General features: G+C 37.7%; 19 protein-coding genes. 7 read left to right on the top strand and 12 right to left on the bottom strand.

The features are described 5' to 3' along the window. Position 1: 1 nt before the first annotated feature. The 6 genes from ACFS6I_RS11485 to ACFS6I_RS11460 all read right to left on the bottom strand — a co-directional run bounded on the left by ACFS6I_RS11485 (position 2) and on the right by ACFS6I_RS11460 (position 4,807). Entirely contained in the window at positions 2–883 is an 882-nt protein-coding gene (locus tag ACFS6I_RS11485) for an MbnP family protein (RefSeq protein ID WP_380920625.1), read from the bottom strand. After that, positions 864–1,976: a cytochrome-c peroxidase gene (locus tag ACFS6I_RS11480; RefSeq protein ID WP_380920623.1), complete on the bottom strand. Its 1,113-nt coding sequence runs from the start codon at positions 1,974–1,976 to the stop codon at positions 864–866. The genes ACFS6I_RS11485 and ACFS6I_RS11480 overlap by 20 nt, the downstream gene beginning before the upstream one ends. A 1-nt stretch (position 1,977) precedes the next feature. Further along, the gene (locus ACFS6I_RS11475) at positions 1,978–2,844 is read right to left on the bottom strand and encodes an MbnP family protein (protein WP_380920621.1); all 867 of its coding nucleotides are present in this window, start codon (positions 2,842–2,844) and stop codon (positions 1,978–1,980) included. Positions 2,845–2,886: 42 nt separating this feature from the next. Further along, positions 2,887–3,720: a FixH family protein gene (locus tag ACFS6I_RS11470; protein ID WP_380920619.1), complete on the bottom strand. Its 834-nt coding sequence runs from the start codon at positions 3,718–3,720 to the stop codon at positions 2,887–2,889. A 24-nt stretch (positions 3,721–3,744) separates the two neighbouring features. Next, entirely contained in the window at positions 3,745–4,404 is a 660-nt protein-coding gene (locus ACFS6I_RS11465) for an SCO family protein (RefSeq protein ID WP_380920617.1), read from the bottom strand. 193 nt (positions 4,405–4,597) lie between these two features. Continuing rightward, the gene (locus ACFS6I_RS11460; protein WP_380920615.1) at positions 4,598–4,807 is read right to left on the bottom strand and encodes a hypothetical protein; all 210 of its coding nucleotides are present in this window, start codon (positions 4,805–4,807) and stop codon (positions 4,598–4,600) included. A 557-nt stretch (positions 4,808–5,364) separates the two neighbouring features. Between ACFS6I_RS11460 and ACFS6I_RS11455 the strand changes: the two genes are divergently transcribed. Next, positions 5,365–6,075 (top strand): type 1 glutamine amidotransferase domain-containing protein, encoded by a 711-nt coding sequence (locus tag ACFS6I_RS11455; protein WP_380920613.1) that lies wholly within the window; start codon positions 5,365–5,367, stop codon positions 6,073–6,075. Between the two features lie 480 nt (positions 6,076–6,555). Here ACFS6I_RS11455 and ACFS6I_RS11450 read toward each other — a convergent pair whose 3' ends face one another. Next, positions 6,556–6,747, bottom strand: a complete 192-nt coding sequence (locus ACFS6I_RS11450) for a hypothetical protein (protein WP_084825366.1) — start codon at positions 6,745–6,747, stop codon at positions 6,556–6,558. A gap of 402 nt (positions 6,748–7,149) precedes the next feature. Between ACFS6I_RS11450 and ACFS6I_RS11445 the strand changes: the two genes are divergently transcribed. Together ACFS6I_RS11445 and ACFS6I_RS11440 are read left to right on the top strand one after the other, a co-directional pair. Beyond that, positions 7,150–7,599, top strand: coding sequence for a hypothetical protein (locus ACFS6I_RS11445; protein WP_380920611.1), 450 nt, complete (start codon positions 7,150–7,152; stop codon positions 7,597–7,599). A gap of 403 nt (positions 7,600–8,002) precedes the next feature. After that, positions 8,003–10,645 (top strand): alpha-L-rhamnosidase, encoded by a 2,643-nt coding sequence (locus ACFS6I_RS11440; protein ID WP_380920609.1) that lies wholly within the window; start codon positions 8,003–8,005, stop codon positions 10,643–10,645. 346 nt (positions 10,646–10,991) lie between these two features. On the opposite strand, the gene ACFS6I_RS11435 is transcribed toward ACFS6I_RS11440, so the two are convergent. Both ACFS6I_RS11435 and ACFS6I_RS11430 read right to left on the bottom strand, forming a co-directional pair. Beyond that, positions 10,992–12,047, bottom strand: a complete 1,056-nt coding sequence (locus ACFS6I_RS11435; protein ID WP_380920607.1) for a serine hydrolase domain-containing protein — start codon at positions 12,045–12,047, stop codon at positions 10,992–10,994. A gap of 190 nt (positions 12,048–12,237) precedes the next feature. Further along, on the bottom strand, positions 12,238–12,567 hold the full coding sequence (locus ACFS6I_RS11430; protein ID WP_132767578.1) for a DUF6122 family protein: 330 nt from the start codon (positions 12,565–12,567) through the stop codon (positions 12,238–12,240). Between the two features lie 117 nt (positions 12,568–12,684). Here ACFS6I_RS11430 and ACFS6I_RS11425 point away from each other — a divergent pair, with 117 nt between their 5' ends. From ACFS6I_RS11425 to ACFS6I_RS11415, 3 genes are all read left to right on the top strand, one after another. Further along, positions 12,685–12,894: a hypothetical protein gene (locus ACFS6I_RS11425; protein WP_380920605.1), complete on the top strand. Its 210-nt coding sequence runs from the start codon at positions 12,685–12,687 to the stop codon at positions 12,892–12,894. A gap of 82 nt (positions 12,895–12,976) precedes the next feature. After that, positions 12,977–13,423 carry a nuclear transport factor 2 family protein gene (locus ACFS6I_RS11420; protein WP_380920603.1) on the top strand — a complete coding sequence of 149 codons (447 nt, stop codon included), beginning with the start codon at positions 12,977–12,979 and terminating at the stop codon, positions 13,421–13,423. Positions 13,424–13,482: 59 nt separating this feature from the next. Then, positions 13,483–15,288, top strand: a complete 1,806-nt coding sequence (locus ACFS6I_RS11415) for a serine hydrolase (RefSeq protein WP_380920601.1) — start codon at positions 13,483–13,485, stop codon at positions 15,286–15,288. 66 nt (positions 15,289–15,354) lie between these two features. On the opposite strand, the gene ACFS6I_RS11410 is transcribed toward ACFS6I_RS11415, so the two are convergent. From ACFS6I_RS11410 to ACFS6I_RS11400, 3 genes are all read right to left on the bottom strand, one after another. Further along, positions 15,355–15,894, bottom strand: coding sequence for a GNAT family N-acetyltransferase (locus ACFS6I_RS11410; RefSeq protein WP_380920599.1), 540 nt, complete (start codon positions 15,892–15,894; stop codon positions 15,355–15,357). A gap of 111 nt (positions 15,895–16,005) precedes the next feature. Further along, positions 16,006–16,854 (bottom strand): sialate O-acetylesterase, encoded by an 849-nt coding sequence (locus tag ACFS6I_RS11405; RefSeq protein WP_380920597.1) that lies wholly within the window; start codon positions 16,852–16,854, stop codon positions 16,006–16,008. Positions 16,855–17,078: 224 nt separating this feature from the next. Then, entirely contained in the window at positions 17,079–18,158 is a 1,080-nt protein-coding gene (locus tag ACFS6I_RS11400; RefSeq protein ID WP_380920595.1) for a baeRF3 domain-containing protein, read from the bottom strand. 462 nt (positions 18,159–18,620) lie between these two features. Between ACFS6I_RS11400 and ACFS6I_RS11395 the strand changes: the two genes are divergently transcribed. After that, complete coding sequence (locus ACFS6I_RS11395) at positions 18,621–19,925, top strand: Gfo/Idh/MocA family protein (protein ID WP_380920593.1); 1,305 nt, start codon at positions 18,621–18,623, stop codon at positions 19,923–19,925. Positions 19,926–20,027 lie beyond the last annotated feature (102 nt).

The following is a 20,027-nucleotide window of genomic DNA, read 5'->3' as shown; positions in this document are numbered from 1 at the left end:
TTTATAATTCGTCTTCACTTTTTACAAAATTTTCAGTGTGATCATGTGTAAAAAAATGCGGGAAGTTATTGGCAATATTGACACTGTATTCACTGAACATGACATTGGGATGCTCGACGATGCTGAATGTATGGGGGCCATTGAATATTTTCATGATATCGACAAACAGGTGGACATTGCTGCGCAATCCTGCTCTGACCTGCGCTATGCCTGCAGTTTTAAGATCTACGGTAATTGTCTTGATATTGTTCAAGGTAGGGGCATTGTAACCTCCAAACCCACCGATATGGTATTTGAACTGTTTATTTCCAGTGGGATCTCCCTGTTGATTGTCGGAGATCAAATCGCAGTAACCTTCCATCTTAAAGAAGATATAACCGCTGTTCCATCCCCAGTACATACCTCCACCTTCGTGTCCTTCTTCTGGATTAAAGGACAATACACCAGTCCGCTTTTCGACGGGCATTGTATTTCGTAAACTGTCCACTCCAATGATAAATTCGACTTTTTCATAGTTTCCTTCGGGTACTTTTACTTTCGTAAATCGTGTGGTACGATCTGCTGCATTTACTAAAAAATAACTTTCATCCTGAGGTACTGTATAGCTGCTGCCATCTGCTTTATAGAGTTTGATGTTGCTGATAAAGTATTGTAGTAATTTAATTCTAAAGGATTCTCCCTTCGCATTTTTATAAACCCGGGGTTCGAAGCCTAAAGTTTCTTCACCTACAATGTTGTCAAATTCGATGGAAAACTGTCCAGTCTTTTCGGCATCGGGAGCTGGAGCATCTTTTTTACTGCAGGCAGTTATAAGGGCGATGATGAGTAACATCATCGCTGTAAGTACGATTTTATTGTTTATGTTATTTTTTTCTGTTTTCATTTTTATGCGGATTAGAAAAATTGGTTTCATTTAAAAATATCTCATCTGTAAGTGCCTCCAAGAAGGATTTTATATCGTTCATTTCCCCATCACTCATGGCTATGCCAGGATTTTCATTTTGATCGTATAGAAGTCGGTCTGTGACCGGCCTATGCTTAATACCGGATCTATAGTGTTGCAACACCTGATCAAGCGATGTAAATCTTCCATCGTGCATATATGGGGCAGAGCGTGTTACGTTTCTCAGTGTTGGTGTCTTAAAGGCTCCGAGATCTACTGGATTAAGAGATATGCGATAACGTCCGCGATGTATCCATTCGTTCGAGTCATCGGTAAAGTCATCGTCAATACCATTATTATGGAAAGCATTGTCTGTGAACAGTTCACCACGATGGCATCCACCACATTTTTGTATGACGAGATGCATGCCACGTTGTTCACCTGCTGTGAGCGCCTGCATATCTTGTCCACTTCGATAACTGTCATAACGTGAACTGGCTGATATCAAGGTTCGCTGGAATTGCGCCAATGCTTTTGCGGCACCCTGTGCTGATGGTTTTTCATTAAAAGCTTGCTGAAATAAGTTGACGTAAAGTTCACTAGCCATCAACCGGTTGGCCAAAGTGACTAAGGACATTCCCATTTCATCGGCATGTGTAAGCGGTCCAAAGGCCTGTGATTCCAGATTTTTGGCTCCACCGTCCCAGAAAAATCCTTGGTCTGTCCATGCCAAGTTGATTAAAGTCGGGGAGTGTCTTTCCAGTTTCTTTCCAGATACACCAGCTGCAGTAAGGGCCACCCCATCTGTAAATGCTCGTTCTTGATGATGACAGCTGGCACAGCTAACCTGCATATTTGCAGATAACAAAGGGTCATAAAACAGTTGACGACCTAAATGTACTCCTTCAACTGTGAGTGGATTATCAGGCATTTCAATTGGTCTGGGGAAATGTGGAGGAATTTTTAATAACAAAGGGGTAGGAGCTTGGTCATTTTCTAGGATGCCCCGTTGCTCTTTTTGACAAGATATCATCAGTATACTCACGACAAAGCAAATGATGGCTCCTACTTGTAAACCTTTGTTTTTATTCATCTTATTTCGTGGTTGTGGTAGCAGTTGTGCTTTTTAGAGTGATAGCTTTTGTCAGCAAGTTGTTTTTTAGCTGTGTCATCAGCTCTTTTTGGGAAGCACTGATCAACCTGTTGGACCAAGGGCTTTCAATGTCGATCACTTTTTTAACATCCATTTCTAGGTTGATACTGGTCGTCATTTGAGCATTAATCGTGATTGCTTTGTCTAGCTTGATCTCTTTTTCAGCATAAAGATCATTGGAAGCGAAGTCCCAAAAGAATGTTTGTGAGGCCGGAGCTTCTGGAGACGCTTTTACCCAGGTCATTTTTCCATTTAAGACAAAGAATTTGTAGCTGGTGAGCCACATCCAGCTTTCAAAAGCCATCCCATTGAGAGCGGATAATTCTCCAGCGCGCAAGGTCAGATTGTCGTTATATTTTGAATCAACTCCGATAGCAAATTTTACTGTAGTATATTCACCGGCGGGTATCGCAGCGATTTTAATCTGCTCTCTTTTATTTGCAGGATATTTCTTGCCGAAGGATCCGTCCTGTACTGGAATTTCAACATTTTCCTCGATGAGATAGTAGGATTCTGGTACTTTAAATTCTTCACCAGCAGCATTGACTAAACGTACGTTGCTCACCCAGTAGCGCAGTTGATTAAATTCATATTTAAAGTCGAATTGTCCTGTGGTATTGGTTAATTTATAATCATATGCTTTGTTCAATTCGAAGTCTGCATCACCATATCGGGCATCAAATATTAAAGTTGTACTACCTGATGCTGCATCAATGTTAGGTTGAACGACTGTTTCTTTTTCACAAGCTGTTAATAAAAAGATGCAAGAGAGGAGGCTGCATACTCCTTGTTTTAAATAGTTTTTCATTTTATTATGTTATAATTTGTTTTGTTAAATTTTTAATCGCTTTTATTTGATTTTGATTGGATACACCAAACTATCTTGTGATACTGTTTTCCCATTTTTCAAAAGCTTAACTCTGATAAACCAGTCTCCAGGCATCGTGAAATTGACTAAGCCGGAATAACGACCATTTCCCTTGCTTTCAGCATCTTCATTCTCTGAAGAACCATGTTTCATAGCGGGCATAAAAGGTTCTACTGCTATGGTATATCCATCTAGATTGGTGAAGGTCTCTTTGTCCATTTTGTGTAAAGCAAATTCGATATTGTGCTTACCTGACTCGACCTCGTTAGGAATTAAACAGGATACAAATACGCGATCATCTGTCGTTGTTCCTGTAGCTATGGTGCGTGGTATAGTAGTTTGTTGGACAGGTAGCGCAAAAGTTAGTGTATCCGATTTATCTTTGCCTATGAGAAGGGTTTTAAATAACCAGCCTTTACCCATATCTTTCATGTTGGCCATGATAAATACCACATCCGCTTGATAGATACCTTTACCTTTGTTTACGAGAGGGGAATAAGGACCGCCATGTGCCATCATACCCATATCCATCGTAATTTCATAGTCCACTGCTAGATCCGATACCGGATTTCCTTTTCCATCTTCAAACTTCAGGTATAGGCTTTCAAATTTATTGGTCAGACTATCCGGGGTCCAGAGCGATACCTGATGTCCTTCAAAGGTTGTATCTGCTAGCATGATCATCTTAGATAGATCGGAAGTATCAGTAACACTCTGATTTTCTATCTGAGATGGATTGGGTTTTGTGGCGTTATTACAGCTGTATATGGTTGTTAGTCCCAGCAATATGAGTGTGTTTAGTTTTATTGTATGCATATTTATTGATGTTATTTTAATCGGTTAACGTTTGTCTAATAATTGCTGGATATCTTGTATTGCAACTTTGACTGAGTCCATCTCAATACCACTGTAGACACCTCGCACATGACCTTTTCCATCTACGAGTGTAAATACTCCACTATGGTCAAAGCCACCTGGCGATTCAGGGCTTTCTGTTGCGAATGAAAAATAACCTGCAGCTCCCGCGATATCATATACTGTTGATTTTGGGCCATTAACAAATTTCCACAAGTCTGGTGTACCCAATTTTTGTGCATAATTTTTTAGAACCGATGGTGTATCATGATCGGGATCGATGGTATGAGATATAATAGCGAAGCGTGGTTCATGCTGAAAATGCTTAGCGACCTCCAGCATGTTTTTTGACATGATCGGACAGATGGTCGGACAGCGGGTGAAGAAGAAATCGGCAAGGTATATTTTACCAGTTAAATCTTCGTTGCTGATCCAGTTACTATCTTGATCGACAAAACGAAATTGGGGTATACGATGATAGATTGTATCACTTTGTGCAATACCATGTTTTGAAGTGGAAATAATTTCTTTCTCTCCTAAAATGGGCAGTTCTTTATTTTGGTTAGCTGATTTGCATCCTACCATGCCCATGAACAGCGCAATAGATGCACAGCCAAGAAATACATGTTTATGTGTTGATAACATTTATTTTCGTGTTATGATTAATGGTTCTATATATGGCTATACCTGTGCAACACTTGTAGCTCATAAATGAGTACGATGTAGTGAGCTATTCAAAATAATGAATAGCGTGTACTGGATAGCCTATTATAGGTATCAATTAATGCTGAGAAATGAAAAGTCTTAGATGACAGGTGATGTCAATTGTATTGTACAATTAAGCGGAAAAGAGGGGTGGGTGGAAGATTGTTTCTGCAAAAAGGAAAGTATAGCTCATATCATGTGGATAGTGCTTGGTAATACGTCGTGCAATGCGATTATTTTTCGGAAATTCGAAGGTGTCAAGATGATGAATAGAAGCTAACTGTTCTAAGTTAACGGTTGCCTGTTTTGCTTCTTTTTCAGCCTGCTTCTTCAGCTTTTTCATGAGTACGCATTGCCCGTTGCAGTGTAGAAGCGGTTTATCAATGTTCTGACAGGATTTAAGGTATTCGATCCTATTTAATTTGTAATCAACGAGCATACCTATTTTGCTAAACGTCTGGAATAAGAACGCCATCAATAGTATGGATATGGTCAATTGTTTCAAATCTGTAAATTTTAAACAAATATACCGGCCTTTTACAGATTGTAATTATGTTTTTCGTGCACATTGTATTGTGTTTCGGGACATCGTTCGGTTGTGGTAATCGTCATTTTGTAAAACTATTTTGAAATAGACCGTAAGTGCTATGTGATTTGTTAAGTCTTCTGTGAAGTTTGACATATTATCAAATACACCTTAATGGGGCTTGCACCGTGTTGGGTGATCTTTGACTAAAGAATACTGGGATTGAATGAAAATCCTACTGTTGTGCAGATGTTCATTAAGTGACATTTGAGGTATTTATTGTCCTAGATCAGGTAGTATGCCTGCAAACTTTGCTTTGTTCGAATTGTTATCTCTGTCTATTGGCATCCATGTTTACTTAAAGGATTTTTAAAATGGAAAATAAACGGAATATACTCATGATATTGAGCTCCCATGATAGAATGGATGGGACAGATAGTAAAACTGGGGTGTGGTTAGGTGAAATGACAGACCCTTATTATAAATTTGAAGAGGCCGGATATCAAGTTCTTTTAGCCAGTCCATTGGGAGGTGAACCACCTCTTGATCCGATGAGTAAGTTAACCGAACAATTGACTAGTGATAACCGTAAGTTTCTGGATGATGAAAACGCACAGCAAAGATTTAAGAATACCGTTCAACTGGAAAGCGTTCAATCTTCTGCCTTTGATGGTGTTTTTATTCCAGGAGGGCACGGTCCTTTATGGGATCTGGCTCGACATCCAGAGGTGTCACGTTTACTGACGGACTTTATCAAAGAGCATAAACCGATCGGGGCTGTGTGTCATGGTCCTGCGGCTTTAGTCGCCCTTGCACAAACAGATCCTGATTTCTTGGTTGGTAAGCACGTGACTGCTTTTACCAATATGGAGGAAAATCTCGTAATGCGAAGTGATTATATCCCTTTTAAATTAGAATCCAGATTAAAAGAATTAGGAGCTTCATTCAGCTCGGCTCCGGTACCTTTTGTACCGCATGTTGTGCGGGATGGAAACTTGGTTACCGGGCAGAACCCACTATCCGCTGGTCCAACAGCGACGAAATTGATTGAAGTGCTTCAAGAGATAAGTCCTAAAGATATTTAATCGTTAAGAAATGATAAGATTAGGGATGAAATGGATGCTGTGTCAGTTAGAACGTTATTATCCTGTAGTTTTTTTTCAATGCAGTAATTGTATTACGGATTATAAAGAAACTGCTTTTACTTAAACAATTGCTTGAAGAAAAATATTCTGCAGCCACTAAAGCGAAACATATTTTTATTCTCTAAATTTTGGTAGCTTTTATTTTTCCAATACTTAAAGTTCTAAAGGTTCAATCGAGGTCATTGAACCTTTTTTATAAAAATAATAGCGAACATTGTTTCATATATTTATTCGTTCCCCTAACTTTTACATAAAGCTTCATTAATTTTATTAAAATTATTAATGTTGTCCCCGCAGTTTTAATGAAAAATTCTGTCGTAAATCAATATAATAACTTTCATTCAAGCCTTTCTAGAACGTTTTAATCGCATCTTATTGTTTTGGAAAGTGCTTATGCTCTTAATTGATATTTTAAAATAGTTAGCTTCTGAAAATTAGGTAAAGAAGTGCTACAGCAGGGAAGATGAATATGCCCAATATGACAGAACTGATGGGTTTTGCAAAATTCAATGTGTATCCGTGTATACTCGAGCGTGTTTTAGGTACTAATAGACGCGGGTCTGAAGGGTTATAATAGAATACACCGAACTTATAATTTTTTAAATTATCCATTGTTTGTAATTAATGATTTATAATTATGCGTGATAAAGCCTTTAAGTACAGCCCTAAACCCGCTTTTGGTTTCATACTAAAGGTAATATATTTCAAGGTTAATTTCAAATTTTGTTGCATTTTAATTGATTATAGCCATTGCAGAAGTTGACTTCTATCTTCTGCTGTGCAAAACGGCAGAAGATAGACCTTCATAAATACTCTTTTAAAAAGAGGTGATAATGTAAGGGAATTTTCATAGTAGGAATATGGGTCATTGATTAGATTGTTCGATTGTGAACAGGTAGTGTCCGATTATGGTTAACCTGTTGTTCTTATTATTTATCAATAACCTGTTAATGAGTGAAATATGTTTTTGGTAGAATAGTTGGCATTGAGATTCATGAAAAATATAAATTAAAAATGATTATTCAATTTATTGACTCTACTCTTGGAAAAATCGCTAATCATGCATTGATTATTTTATTCAGTTTGTTGTTCATGCTAGCATATGATCAGCAGGAGAAAACGATAGCGAGCACAAAACTTGATGAAGGAGTTGAAATACTTAATTTTTTCTTGAGGGGCACTTATGGATCTGATCCCAGTTCTGAAGCTTCTCGAAATATTGATCGAATTGTTGAGGATGATGCATCTTATGAGAATCACAAACTGATAAGCTTATTTACGCAAATAAGGGAGAGAAATAGCATTGACTATAATGCTGTGATGAGCCTAAAAATATATTATGATTATGATTTAAATTTAAAAATAGTTTATAACGATGGATCGTCTGAAGTACAATGGAATAATTATAATGCGATGAAGTATTTAAAGTTATTTCAGTATTTGGTGGTAGGTGCGTTTTACTGAAAGTGATATAGGTGTGGCGTTATTGTGATATATTGAAGATGTTAAGATTAACGATGCATTACTTTTTGTAGATATTGTTGAATTCAAGTTAGTATTAATTGATCATCTATAGATTTTGTTTTTTTATCTTACAAGTTTTAAAATGAACTTCTTGTGTTGTTAACGGGCAGGAGCAGGTTGGTACGGGACAGTTATTGTATCAATAATGGTTATATTTGGTCTGTTTGCATACTATTTGGAACCCGTTTTATCTACGTCTAATTATAATTTGCTAGCATAATCTTTTTGAGGTTGATGTCTTGGAATGCGCGTTCCTATAGCTAATCTGAAAAATAGATAAACCTAAGCCAATGATGCATACGATTCATACCATATTGAAAAGATGAATAACAATAAATCAAGAATGAAAAATATACTATTGCTGGTGGGCTTATGTGCTTCCTGCAATCTTTATGGTCAGAAAAAGGGAGCTGACTTTGAACCTATCGCACTTCAATGTGAGCATCTGGTCAATCCATTGGGTATTGATGTGGAGCAACCCCGATTTACTTGGATGCTGAAAGACGATCGGCAGGGGGCTAAGCAAGTGGCCTATCAAGTTATAGTGGGAACTGACTCATTGTCAATTGTCAATAATAAAGGGGATATTTGGGATACAGGAAAACTCATGAAAGATAATATTCTTGTTCGTTATGCGGGCAACGATCTACATGCACTGACACGATATTTCTGGAAAGTTACTGTATGGGATAAGGATGGAAGAGCAAGCAGTTCGGGCGTTGCTTCTTTTGAAACGGGCATGATGTCAAGGTTCAACTGGAAAGGTGCATGGATTAGTGATCATGCCAACGAAAATGATAAACCTGCACCATATTTTCGTAAAAAGTTTACAACGAATAAAACGGTTAAGTATGCTCGGGCCTATATTGCCGCAGCGGGTCTTTATGAGCTTTCATTAAACGGAGCGAAAGTTGGAAAGAACATCCTCGATCCTATGTATACACGCTTTGATAAAAGGCTGTTATATGTTGTCCATGATGTGACTGCACAGATTAAAAGTGGAAATAATGCAATCGGAGTGATACTTGGAAATGGTTGGTACAACCATCAGTCACTTGCTGTATGGGACTTCAACAATGCGCCGTGGCGCAATCGACCTACATTTTGCATGGATTTACGTATTGTATATACCGATGGGACGGAAGAGACAATTTCATCCGGGCGCGATTGGAAAACTTCTTCAGGGCCCATTATATTCAATAGCATCTACACCGGTGAACATTATGATGCGAGATTGGAGCAGAAAGGATGGGATGAAGCGGATTTTGATGATTCAAAATGGAATGGTGTGCGGTATCGCAGTGCACCTGCTGATTTGATTGTGGCGCAACAGACGGTTCCAATTCGTATGGTAAATACTTTTACTCCAAAAAGCGTTAAAAGAATAGATGATAAAACCTACGTTTTTGACATGGGGCAGAATATGTCAGGCATCACTAAAGTGAAAGCCAGTGGGACAGCAGGAACGGTATTAAAGATTAAACACGGGGAACGATTACATCAAGATGGGCGTCTGGATCAGTCTAATATTGATGTTTATTTTAGAGGTGACAAAGAGACTGATCCTTTTCAAACGGATATTTTAATACTGAGTGGCAAAAAGCAGGATGAGTTCATGCCAAAGTTTAACTATAAGGGGTTCCGTTATGTAGAGGTGTCCAGTAGTGAACCATTGGACTTAAAAGATCTGAATATTACATCGTATTTTGTCCACAGTGATGTGGCTGCAAAGGGTGAGGTTAAGACGTCGTCAAAGTTGGTCAATGATCTTTGGAAGGTTACTAATAATGCGTATTTATCCAATCTGATGGGGTATCCTACGGATTGTCCGCAAAGGGAAAAGAATGGCTGGACGGGTGATGGCCATCTGGCAATCGAAACAGCATTTTATAATTTTGATGGAATTACTGTCTATGAAAAATGGATTGCCGATCACCGTGACGAACAACAGCCCAATGGTGTTTTACCAGATATTATTCCAACAGGTGGCTGGGGATATGGTGATGCAAATGGGCTGGACTGGACCAGTACAATCGCAATTATTCCATGGCAGGTATATATGTTTTATGGCGATAACAGGCTTTTGGAAGATTCCTACCAGAATATTAAGAATTATGTCGATTATGTAGACCGTATCAGTCCGGAAGCATTGACTACTTTTGGGCGTGGAGACTGGGTACCTGTTAAGTCTACCTCAAATTTAGAATTGACATCGTCCATCTATTTCTATGTGGATGCGACAATTCTAAGTGCTGCCGCGAAAATGTTTGGAAAACAGGATGACTATGAGAAATATGATCGCTTAAGTAAGAAAATCAAAAAGGCGATCAATGAAAAGTTTCTGAATGTTTCTACAGGAATTTATGGAAGTGGAACGCAGACTGAATTGAGCATGGCCCTGCACTGGGATATTGTTCCTGAAGATGTGAAAACAAAGGTCGCTTTTAATCTGAATAAAAAAGTTGAGGAATCCGGTTTTCATCTAGATGTTGGTGTATTAGGAGCAAAGGCATTGTTGAATGCGCTCAAAAATAATGGTTATGAGGAGTCCGCTTATAAAGTAGCTGTTCAAGATTCTTATCCATCTTGGGGATGGTGGGTCGTTAACGGAGCTACTACATTACTGGAGAATTGGGATCTTGATGCTAAACGAGATATATCGGATAACCATATGATGTTTGGGGAAATAGGGGGCTGGTTTTTTAAATCTTTGGGTGGGATTTTACCAGATCCTGAGCAGCCTGGATTTAAACATATTCTTCTGAAGCCCATATTTCCGAAAACACTGGATCATTCCGAGATTACACATGTTTCGCCGAATGGTGATATTGTATCTAAATGGAAAAAGAATAAGAATATTGTTACTTATGATGTAACAGTTCCGGCCAATGCAACAGCGACCTTTTTTCCTCCTAGTAATGCTAAAGAAAAGCAATCTATGGCGCTTGAGGCAGGCAAACACCGCATTAAAGTGCAGCTATTATAGACAGAGATGCACCGGATGTTACTTTTTTACTGTGAATCTATATCCGGATACTTGTACTGTTACTAGCAATTAAGACCGTTTTGATTATTCCAAACGCTATTGAAGTTATGAGCGCAGTATGGCGGAGTTGTTGTCGAAAGGTACGTGATTACTTATCGTTTTGGAAGTTCTAAACTGTTCTGTCATTCAGAATAAATACGCTTATCTATGATTGGGTAAGCGTATTTATTATAGTAGTTTTTAAATTTGCGGAGCTATTTAAAAAATGTGTAGTTAACAGGTTTGAAAATGAATGCTTTATTGCCCACATTTCTGCTTGAATAGCCATGAAGTGTAGGCCTCATCTTCATTTCAAAAGATTGCTTTCTTTAATGATTCTTCTGATTTCCTGTTCAAAATGATAGGCAATATCAAAATTTTCATTCCCTACATTTTCCATTATGATAACACTGGTTTTAGTTTTTGGATAGTATAAATTAACCGCCGTAAAACCTTCTGATGGGTGAAATCCTGTATGGCCAATTTCAGCAATACTGTCTTTATCATTTATTCGCAAACCATAGCCGTAACCAATAGGATTTTTACTGAAAAGCTGATGTGTGTTGGTTATAACATAACTTGTCATCACTTTGTAGGTGGTAGGTTTTAGAACTTTTCCCTGATGTAAACATGCGTTCCACTTTGCAAGATCGGGTGCAGTAACAATTAAGTGACTGCCAAAAGTATGGCTAGCATCAAAACTTAATTGTTCGTTGCGTCTAAAAGTTCTGTCTTGAAACACGGTATGTCCTTTTGTTAGTAATTGGCTATTGATTTCATTTGGATAATAGCTATCGTTCATGTGACAATTTTTAAATAGTGCTGTCACTAAAGCTTCAAAACTTTTCCCACTTTGCTTTTCAAGAACAAGTCCAGCAACATAATAACCCATATTAGAATAACTGAATGAAGATCCTGGTTTAAATTTCAATGGTTTGTCTATATCGTCGCTGTATAATCCTGAAGTGTTGTTGAGCAGTTGATGGACGGTGACGGTATCCGCCCAAGTATATTTCAAATCAGGCAAATATTTACGAATAGGTTTTTTCAAATCAATTTTTCCCTTTTCTACTTGCTGTAAAATAAGTGCTGCGGTAAATTGTTTGGCTATGGACATGGTAGAAAACTTGTCGTCAATTTTTAAGGGGATCTCTTTGCTAAAATCAGCTCGTCCATATGCTTTTGCATATTTTGTTATTCCATTTTGTTCAATGTAAACTACTCCATTAAAATCTCGTGGACTTTTAGTTAGCAGTAAACTATCAATTTTTGTTGAATAGTTGTCTTTTAATTGAGCTGATGAATGGCAACTTGTCAATAGAACTGTTGTTGCAAGAAATATTAGTTTTAAAATTGGCTTCATTTAGCTTCGGGATATAAATATCAAAGTCTAGTTTTTAATGTCGGTCGATAATAGGTACTGAACGCGAATCAGTTCTAAAAAAATGGTTTTAGTATGCTTTTGATGTTATGATTAATAGTTGCGCTCTTTGTTTTGCCTGTGATCATCAATGGTGTAATTGTCTAATAATTACCTTTTAAGATCTTGTTGATCAATGCCATTGACAGTCTTGCCAGTCTGTTAACATATGAAAGAGTAAACCAACCGCAATAATTCGAGTTTTAGGAAAAAAGAGTAAGATAAAGTATACTGCAATTGCATAATAGGAGTGAAGTGGATGAAAGCCTATACTGCAACGATCTGGTGCGAATATTGGAGTCGCTAACAAATGATCGAGATCAACCAGCATTGTAGCAATCATGATTAACCAGGCACGTTTCCATTGTTTTCTAAAAAACACATACGAAAGTAATCCTGGAGCTAAAAAATGTAAGGTATAATGAATGAATGTCTGTAGGTAATGTAATGTCTCAATATTCATTTAATAAACAAAATAAAGTGATAGATGTAGTTTTTCGGCCTCTCTAATTTCTGCAAATATAAGGATCAAAAAGTGAAATATTGAAGGAAATCACATCCCGATTAATGGTCTTTTTTATTGGAAGAAAGACTGCCAAAGATGACGTTTGATCTTTCAGCTTGTCGGATTTTTATTGAAGTGATCAGTGGAATTGTCGTCCTCATTGATATTTTCTTGTATAAATTTTGGAAAGTATCGCTATTTGGCGCAATTGCAATTCAGGTTGATGTCCATATTTTCACCTATAAATTCCCTGTACTCACCGAGTTTTTCCTGAGCTTAGTCTAAATGTCATCGTTTTCGATTGATTTACAAACTATTTTTGAACCAATAAAAGAACGACTAACCATCAATATAAAATAAAGACATTATGAAAACTTTAGCAAACACATTCGTAGCAGTAGCCTTGATCGTAGTATCGACTTTCACTATGGCGATCGCAAAACCAAAAGTACCGAATAAAAAAACAGTTGTCAATCTATCGACAGCAACGCTAGCTATCGACCATTACGTAGCGATTATGACTGCGGGTGAATCAGCAGGGCTGGAAAAACTTTTTACTTCAGATTTCACCCAAAAGATAAACGCAAAAGAAGGGCGGACCAATAGCCGTTCAGAAGTTGTTTCATTCTTAAAAAAACAAAAAGGAGATCAACTGAACTGTAAAACGAGTACGATAATCGTAGAAGATTCCGCTGATTATAAAGTAGCGAGAATAACCATGCAGTTTGAAGGATTTACGAAGACTGATCTTGTAACTTTGGTCAATGACGGCGGTAACTGGAAAGTCTCCCAATCGATTACTACATATCAGTAATTCATTTGCAAATCATAAAGGAATTCAGTGTTCAATTTTTACTTTTAGCCAAGATAAATATGATGATTATAAAACCGCTCTCCCTTACAATTATTCTCGGAATGTTGGTAGGAACTGCTTCTGCACAGACCCACATGACGATTCAGGAAGGTATTTCCAAGGTCGAAGCTGGATTAATCCCACCAGTCCGTTTTGAGGGCGAAGCTTCTTGGGATATCGTTTCCCGGATGCAGTTTTATAACGTTCCTGGGGTGAGTATAGCTGTTATCAAAGATTCGAAAGTTATCTGGAGTAAAACGTATGGCTATGCAGATCTTGATTCTAAAACGCCAGTAACTTCAAAAACACTTTTCCAGGTAGCTTCGATGAGTAAGCCTGTAAGCGCTTATGCGGCTTTGAAAGCCGTGGAAGAGGGAAAGTTAGACCCTGATAGTAATGTTAATCTATATCTGAAGTCATGGAAAGTTTCTGAAAATGAATGGACTAAATCGAAAAAAGTGACATTAAAAAATATTGTGAGCCATACTGCTGGTTTTACAGTAAGTGGATTTCCTGGCTATAAGGTAAGTGATCCTCTTCCTACTGCTGTTCAAGTGTTGAATGGCGTAAAACCGTCCAATACCCCTGCAGTTTTTGTTGATAAGCTTCCGGGGGCTAATTTTCGATATTCAGGTGGTGGATATACGGTGATGCAGCAAATGCTTTCGGACCTCGAGGGGAAAGATTTTACGACTATTATGCGTGAAAAAGTGCTCCTCCCTCTTGATATGCACAACAGCAGTTTTGCACAGCCACTTCCAGCAGCACAAGCACAGTTCACAGCTACAGCCTATGGTGTCGATGGACGTAAAGTGGAGGGACGATACCATATTTATCCGGAGCAGGCTGCTGCGGGTCTGTGGTCTACAGCCGAAGATTATGCTAAGTTTGTCATCGATATTCAAAATACACTTAGTGGCAAAAGCAGTAGGGTAATTTCCAAAAAAACGGCAGAAGAATTTACGAGTCCGTTTATTGAACCTTTTATAGGTTTGGGCATTTTTCTAGAAAATTACAACGGAGAGGTTTATGTGACCCACGGTGGTTGGAATGAGGGGTTTAGTAGTAGCTTTATTGGAAGTAAAACAAGTGGTGACGGAGTTGTGATTCTTACAAACACCAACAAACCAATGTTTATCAATGAGCTCGTGAGATCCGTTGCATTAGTCTACCATTGGCCCAACTATATTGCAGCAACTAATCAAATTCTGCCGTTAAGTCAGCAAGATTTAAATGCTCATTTAGGGAGCTACAAGTTTGAAAAATATGGTTTTATCAAAGTCTATAAAGAAAATGGTAAACTGATGACAGTTCGCAATGTGGATGCTCCGGTGGAACTTATCAAAGTTGGGGAAAATACATTCGCTATGCGAGACTGGAATTTCAAGGTGAGTTTTGATATGGATTCAAGTTCTGGTAAAAAAGAACTTGTACAGACTTTAGCTGATAAAACTGTTCGATCTAAAAGTCCTCAGATCGGCAGCGATGAAACTGTACCCTTAGCATTAATTTTAGAAGGTCCTTTTGAAAAAGGTGTAAAGGCATATCAAAAGGCAAAACAAGAGGATAGACAACATGAGCAGCTTTCAGAAGGCTTTCTGAATGGTACAGGATATGAACTCCTCCATCAGAAAAAAAATGCTCAGGCTATTGCTGTTTTTAGCATCAACACGATCTTGTATCCAGAGAGTGAAAATGTCTACGATAGTTTAGCTGAGGCTTATCTCAAAGACGGACAGAAAGAAAAAGCAAAGCTGAACTACCGAAAAGTGCTTGAAATCAATACTAAAAATGAAAAAGCCCGTAAAATCTTAGAAACGTTATAACCTTTCATGAATGCCATAGTCACAAAACTAAATTTAAGACTATGGCATTTAAACTTGTTTTTATGATTATGGTCTTAACGTGTAAGTAACTATATTTTCTATGTTTACGTGTTTGTTGTTGTAAGTCTGGTTTTCAAATACAAAATTTAGCTTTTTCAATATTGCTACAGAACTGCTATTATCTGATGAAGGAAATGCAGTAATTACTGCTGCTTTCAAATTATTGAAAGTGAATGTAAGAACAGCCTGCAAAGCTTCTTTCATATAGCCTTTTCCCTGAAATTCTGGTAACATTTCATAACCAATCTCGACCATATCAGATTCATGATCAAAATTCCAGCAACAGACCGAACCGATTACAGTATCATTGTTACTTAAAGTGATCACCCAGTACAGACACTCATTATTTTTTACCATTCCATTGATTCTTTCAATGTATTTGACTGCCTGTTTTAAAGTCGTCGCATTGTCCCGGCCAACAAAAGCATTTGTAACTGGATCGGAATGTAGTTTATGAATGAAGTTATAATCCTTCTTGAGTATTTTTTTTAATGTTAACCGATCTGTATGCAACGTTGGAAAATCTGTAAAATTAAAGTTCAGCATATGTTCTGTTGAAATGATTAAAAATGGTTTTTTAGAATTTCTTATTTAATACACGTATTGGAAGACTCCTTTTGTTATGATAAAATCAAAAGTTATCATTATTTGTGCTACTTATGAAATACCAAGAGCTTTCATTTTTATTAAAAATTCTTCTTGAGAAATCTCTCCTGAACCAAATCTGTGTTGCAATAGCAGCTTATTTTCATTTTGAGTCATAGGTCTTGTATATAGATCTTCTACTCTTGCTTTTTCATTTAACAATGGTGTAGTTATGTGCTGTAATTTCGCAAAAGCCTCATAATATCGAAGCCCTAATATTCTTTGAGATTTTGCATCGAAATGAAGTTGATCTTCATTTGCAGTCAAATTTTTGGCTGTTACATAATAACAATGTGCGTGTGATTGTGCATACCTTAACAATTCTTCATTGACTTTGGGGTAGCTTGTAAAATATTGGCCATAAAGCCCATCTGTTAAGAAACCTCCGATCTCACCAATAATCAAAGGCAGATGCGGAGCGTCCAATTGTGAGCGTAATTCAGTTATTATTTTTTCAAATTTATCAGCATACTGTGTAGCAGTGTGGGCAAAACTATCGTTCTCGCCCTGATGCCATAGTATGCCTGCTAATTGGCTGCTGCGCATCGCTAACTTGGCCTGCGCAACTGCATGATCAAAAAGTGCACCTCCAATAGACCAGTCATCTAGGCTTGTGCCGCCATCTGCACAGGGGATGAGTCCAATTTCAAGTTCATTGTTGTGCGTTTGCCATGAGGCTGCGAATGAGGAACTAAGGCCAACCCCTGCGGTAGAGCGGTCATTATGGATAGGTTCAAACATGATCTGCCACCTGCCATTGCGTAAAACTTTAATATTTTCATTTAATATCTGAGGTACATCATTTAAGTAACCTCGGCCTGCCATATTTGATTGGCCAATGAGTAAAAAAGACTGTATCATTTGACTGTATTCAATTATTCCTTATTATAATATCAAACCTATAGGAAAAATACGACATAAATGTAATAGCGATGAATTTTTTAATCGATAAAGATGCTAAAGTAATTGCAAGGAACTGAACTGATGCATGTATTAAAAGAGGTTTTGAAAGTAAAATAAAAGGTGCGGAATATATTATCCCGCACCTCGTTAATTGTTTAAATGGTATTAATAGTTCTCACTTCTTAATACCTGACTTGCAATGCGATCTCACCTAAATCAGCTAGGTCGGTCTGAGTTGTAAATACAACGCGACCTTTTTTAGACAGTACTTCCCAAGCGATATTGCTAACAATATCATCTATGGCATCTTCTTGATTCGCATCCTCAACGAGATCAAATGTTCTTTCGTCAGTCATGACTACAGGCTGCGAAAAATCATTATTAATAATTAGAAGTTCCCCGCGACCATCCAGGGAAGCTTGATAGATTTCTTGCAAATCCGTCAGTACTTTACCTGTTCCTACAGCTTCTTTCATCTGACTGATGGCTTCGGTACGTTGCTGTTTTTGTAATGTTTCAATAATCTCCCAAGATTGCTTTACAATTTCATGAGGAGCAACGTGGTTATAATTTATTGGAGCATGTCCAATATAGGCCGCTGGTATATCAGCTACTTCTTGCAGTTTGACATAATTATCTTCTGTACTGATGACGACGCAGGGCAATCCCGTTTCATGATGCAATTTTACGAATGCTTTATCGACAGTATTTAAATACTCACGCACCATATTATCTACTTTTCTTGCATTACTAGCTTGGTCTGCGTTGGCCACCTGAAGCGTATTCTCCGGAAAGGGAAAGTCATCATTCTTTATTTCAGTAACTATGCTATCGTTTACCGCTTCATAAATTTGTACACCACTTTGTGATAGTAACATCAGCAAATAGTTTGTACTTCTATTATAGGATTTGATAAGTGAGCGAACAGCGAATCTTTCGGAGATATGTACGCCTTCACGACTTGTTTCCCATGCTGATTTTATTATTTCTTCGGTATCATTAGCAAGAAAAATATGGAGGCTGTCCAGATTATAATTCAGATCGATTTTAGTACTTATGTTTTGAATTTTTTCCAATAGGGGGGCTATTGTTTTTTTATCAAACGTTGTTGTTAATCTATCTTCGGCTTCTTTAAGTAAATTCTTCAAGGAAACTGCATCCGTGAGGTTATCCGGGTGAGTACGATGCGTATTCAGCGAGATGGTTACACAAGGATTACTTTTTACATTGGCGATTTTCTGTAATTGTTCTTTTAATATCATAACTTTTACATTTTATTTATCAGTTTTTTAATTTAAAACTGATAATTGTTGAGTGTTTTGTTAAGATAGTTAAAAAATATTTAATATCAAAGAAATCGGGGTGTAATGATGACGTTTCGAAGCTTAAAATTGTATTATCAAGCTATTTGAAAATAGCATTTTTATACGCTAAAGGCCGATGACTTCATGGACCATAAAGCTTCATATAGCCATGCGTTCAGGATCCCGTTACTTTGCGGTTGTTTTTAAAGGTGTAGCAACTATAAAGTATTGGTTTTGAGGGTTCAGAAAATATGGAAAATACAAATGATATATTTCAATTTGCTATTTTTTTTGTTTTTTTGGAATAAAATATGGTTCTTTATATATTAAATGTCTTTAAGACAAATAAACTAGAATGATGCACGACCCTTTGTATTATCGCTCGATCAACCAAAATAAACGAACAAATTTTAAACAATTATGACTAACACATCAAGAAGAAAATTTATTAAAAACTCGACCGCTGTCGTTACAATAGCTGGTCTAACTTCTATATTTCCTAAGCTATATGCTTCAGTGGGTGCAACGCAAAAAATTCGTGTTGGTGCCATTGGTATTAACGGGATGGGATGGTCCGATTTGAATGCGATCCTTAAACATCCAGATGTTGTCTGTACAGCACTTTGTGATGTGGACAACAATGTTTTACAGAAGCGGATAAAAGAGCTTGAAGCAAGAGGTATCACGGTTAAAGGTTTTAATAACTACCGTGATTTATTAAAAAGTAAAGATGTGGATGTTGTGGTTATCGGTACGCCTGATCATTGGCATTGTTTACAGATGATAGAAGCTTGCCAGGCGGGGAAAGATGTTTATGTTGAGAAACCATTGGGTAATTCGATCGCTGAATGCAGGGCGATGGTGGATGCAGTAAAGAAAAGTAAATCCATTGTTCAGGTAGGGCAGTGGCAACGCAGTCAACAACATTTTCGAGATGCAGTAGCATTTGTGCATTCCGGAAAGCTGGGTAAGATCCGCCTGGTAAAAGCTTGGGCATACCAAGGTTGGATGAAAAGTATTCCTGTTAAACCTGATGGGCCAGTTCCAGCAGGTGTGAATTATGACTTGTGGTTGGGTCCTGCAAAGAAACATCCTTTTAATCCGAATAGATTTCATTTTGATTTTAGGTGGTACTGGGATTATGCTGGTGGCTTAATGACAGATTGGGGTGTTCATATGCTTGATTATGCACTGCTAGGGATGAAGGCGACTAAACCGATTTCAATTATGGCATCTGGAGGGAAGCTTGCTTATCCTCAAGATGCAGCCGAAACTCCAGATACGCTAACCACGGTATATGAATTTGAGGGTTTTAATGTGCAATGGGAGCATGCTACAGGTATTGACGGTGGTCCTTATGGAAAGGATCATGGTGTTGCTTTTATTGGAAATAATGGTACTTTAGTGCTTAACCGAGGCGGCTGGGAGGTCATTCCTGAAAAGGGTCGTATGGATGGCATTGCTTTTCAGCGTTCAGTTGATGACGGTTTGAATCTGCATGCGGTTAATTTTATTGAAGCAGTGAAAAGCAGAGATTCAACGACTTTGAACTGCCCTGTTGAGGACGGGGCTGCAATCGCGATATTTTCGCAAATGGGAAACATTGCCTATCGTACGGGAAAGAAGATTTATTGGAACCAAGAAACCTGGTCTTTTGGTACTGAAGATGCAGATAAATTAATATCGGCATCTTACCATAATGGTTATAGGCTACCTACAATTTAAAATAGTATGATCCATATATTTTTGTAATGACAAGGATAAAGTACGGATAACTGTAAGATGTTGTATTCATTTGAATCTATAAAATGGGGCGCATTGAATATG

Source organism: Sphingobacterium anhuiense, assembly GCF_042686355.1.
In the GTDB taxonomy this organism is placed as follows: Bacteria; Bacteroidota; Bacteroidia; order Sphingobacteriales; family Sphingobacteriaceae; genus Sphingobacterium; species Sphingobacterium anhuiense.
The sequence above is the reverse complement of the archived record's forward strand: the minus strand, read 5'-3'. Positions and strand labels throughout refer to the sequence as shown.